The following is a 3,116-nucleotide window of genomic DNA, read 5'->3' as shown; positions in this document are numbered from 1 at the left end:
TAGCGAGGCCGCGCGCGCCATCGTCGAAACCGCGCTGAGCGAGGGGCCGCTCCTGGCTCGATCCACTGGAAATCTCGGCGCTGCTGTCCGCTTACCAAATCCCGATGATCCCCACGCTGGCGGCGACCAGTCCGGATGCGGCCGCTGCCTGGGCGGCGCCGTTCCTGGCGCAGGGCGTCACGGTCGTAGTGAAGATCCTGTCGCGCGACATTCCGCACAAGTCCGAGATCGGCGGCGTCGTGCTCAACCTCACCTCGGTCGAGGCGGTGCGCAGCGCCGCGCAGGACATCCTCGCTCGCGCGGCTCGGCTGCGGCCCAAGGCAAAGCTCGACGGCGTCATGGTGCAGCCGATGATCCTGCGGCCGAAGGCGCGCGAGCTGATCATGGGTATCGCCATCGATCCGACCTTCGGGCCGGTGATCGTGTTCGGCCATGGCGGCATCGGCGTCGAGATCGTCGACGACAAATCGCTGGCGCTGCCGCCGCTCGATCTGCCGCTCGCCGATGCGCTGATCGCCCGCACCCGTGTCTCCAAGCTGCTCGGCGCCTATCGCGACGTGCCGGCGGTGAAGCAGGACGCGGTGGCGCTGACGCTGGTGAAATTGTCGCAGATGGCGGCAGACCTGCCGGAGATCGCCGAACTCGACATCAATCCGCTGCTCGCCGACCAGAGCGGCGTGGTGGTGATCGACGCGCGCGTCGCCATCACCAAAGCGAAGCGCCGTTTCGCCGGCCTCGGCAACACGCATTTCGCCGTCAAGCCTTATCCGTCCGAGTGGCAGCGCCATCTCGTCATCAAGGACGGATGGCGCGTGCTCGCGCGGCCCATCAGGCCCGACGACGAGCCGGCGATCCACGACTTCCTTTCGCACGTTACGCCAGAAGATCTGCGGCTGCGCTTCTTCGCCGCGATGAAGGAGTTCACCCACAATTTCATCGCGCGACTGACGCAGATCGACTACGCCCGCGCCATGGCGTTCATCGCCTTCGACGAGGTCACCGGCGAAACGCTCGGCGTCGTCCGCATCCATTCGGACTCGATCTACGAAAGCGGCGAATACGCCATCCTGCTGCGCTCCGACCTCAAGGGCAGGGGACTCGGCTGGGCGCTGATGAAGCTGATGATCGACTACGCCCGCGCCGAGGGCCTGAAATACGTCACCGGCCAGGTGCTGCGCGAAAACCACCCGATGCTGAAGATGTGCCGCGACCTCGGCTTCGCCTGCAAAAGCGACCCGGCGGAGCCTGATATCCTGCACGTGACATTGCCGCTGACCGCAGAGGCGGCAGCGGGGAAGGGCGCGTAGTTTCCGTCGTCACTCCAAGCAACAACGTCATCCTGAGGCGCCGCCGCGACAGCGGCGGCCTCGAAGGATGAGCCACAGGTTCGGCGGCAGGCTCCGCGCGTGTAGCAGTCATCCTTCGAGGCTCGCTTCGCTCGCACCTTGTATTAGAGCGACCTGCTATCTTTGATCATTCCTTGCGAGGAATGCCCCGTTCCGGACGGCCATCCGGAACGGGGCGCCGGTCGACGGATCGTCTGCGCCTCAGCCTTTTGGGCTGATCCTGAGCAAGATCGCGATCGGCTCTTCATCAGGCCCGGATGGTTGAAGGAACCAAGGGTTCGCATCACAAGGAAGGGATGACGAAGATGGCCAAGCTTAGCATGGTCTGCGCCGGCATCGACATTGGCAAATTCAAGCTCGATGCGGCGGTCAATGGGTCGAACGAGTACCTGCAGGTCGACAACTCGCCGGACGGCTATCTCGCTTTGACGGCCTGGCTGCGCCGGCATCGGGTCAAGCGGGTCGGGATGGAAGCCAGCGGAGGCTACGAACAGCCGGTGATGGCGGCACTGCGCCGCGCCGGCTTCGTCGTGGTTTGTCTGCAGCCGATGCAGGTTCGCGCCTACGCGACCTTCAAGCTGCAACGCGCCAAGAACGACCGGATCGACGCCGCCCTGATCGCGACCTGTACGGCGGCGGTCGCCGAAGTTCGGCCTCCGCCAGACCCGCGATTCGCGGCCCTTGCCAGCCGGTTGACCATGATCGAGCAACTCACCGAAGACGTCGCCCGGCTCAAGACCCGCTGCGAAGCCTGTCGCGACCCGCACATTCTGGAGTTTTGGCGGGCCGAGATTGCTCGCCTCAAAGCCTGCATCCGCGCCGAGCTCAAACAGCTCGTCGCCGACATCCGCAACCAGCCCGACCTCTCGGCACGGCTCGACCTGATCACCAGCGTCGATGGTGTCGGTCCGCGTACCGCCGTCGCCGTGCTGATCCGGATGCCTGAGATCGGCAACGTCAGCCGTGAACAGGCCGCGGCACTGGCCGGCCTCGCTCCCTATGACGACGAAAGCGGAAGCCGAACCGGCCAACGCCACATCGCCTTCGGCCGCGAACGGCTCAGGACCAGCCTCTACGCTGCGGCGCTGCCAGCCGCCTTCAAGTGGAATCACGAACTCGTCGCGACCTACCGACGGCTGACCGCCAAGGGCAAGCCTCACAAACTCGCCCTCGTCGCCTGCGCCCGCAAGCTGATCATCTTCATCAACACAGTCGTCGCCCGCGGTACACCTTGGATCGCTAAATCAGCGGCGATCTAATGGTTGCTCAGGATGACGGTACTTTGCGTGTCTACGCGAGTATTTCCTCGTCATTGCGAGGAGCGAAGCGACGAAGCAATCCAGCCCAATGCAAGGAGCTGGATTGCTTCGCTGCGCTCGCAATGACGAATGGTGAGGTTGTCTACAGCCTGCTCACCGCGACGACGCGAAACGTATGCATGCCGCCGTCTTCATTGATCGAGACGTATTCGCCTTGCACGAAGCGTTCGTCGCCGAAATGATAGCCGGCTTCGTCGGGGAGGTGGTCGACGTCGTCGTATTTGAACGCCCAGGAGCCGCCGGGGCGGTGCACCAGATGGCCGAGACTGTCGGGCTGCTGCGGGCGCTGCCGCGCCACGCGGCAGGCGTCGCGATGCTTTTTCCAGATCTCGGCGTCGATGCGATCATCGGGCGCCAGCGGTGCGACGATCACATAGGCGATGTGGGCTTCGCCTTCGGGATGTCCCGGCTCGCGCGCGAGCTCGAGGCGAATCTGGCGGAAGCAGGCGGC

The 3,116-nt window shown here is 64.8% G+C and carries 2 protein-coding genes and 1 pseudogene; 2 read left to right on the top strand and 1 reads right to left on the bottom strand.

Going from position 1 to position 3,116, the window contains the following annotated elements; all coding sequences use genetic code 11:
- Both I5M_RS29470 and I5M_RS10270 read left to right on the top strand, forming a co-directional pair.
- A pseudogene (locus I5M_RS29470) lies at positions 1-1,307 on the top strand (GNAT family N-acetyltransferase); the annotation flags it as partial.
- A 344-nt stretch (positions 1,308-1,651) separates the two neighbouring features.
- Positions 1,652-2,605: an IS110 family transposase gene (locus I5M_RS10270; RefSeq protein WP_031336010.1), complete on the top strand. Its 954-nt coding sequence runs from the start codon at positions 1,652-1,654 to the stop codon at positions 2,603-2,605.
- Positions 2,606-2,747: 142 nt separating this feature from the next.
- On the opposite strand, the gene I5M_RS10265 is transcribed toward I5M_RS10270, so the two are convergent.
- A partial coding sequence (locus I5M_RS10265) for a hypothetical protein (protein ID WP_022721325.1) occupies positions 2,748-3,116 on the bottom strand: 369 nt, incomplete at its 5' end.

Origin of the sequence: Rhodopseudomonas sp. B29 (genome assembly GCF_000333455.1) — a bacterium.
Taxonomy (GTDB): Bacteria; Pseudomonadota; Alphaproteobacteria; order Rhizobiales; family Xanthobacteraceae; genus Rhodopseudomonas.
Note: the sequence above shows the minus strand (reverse complement) of the source record. Positions and strands in the feature narration are given on the sequence as shown.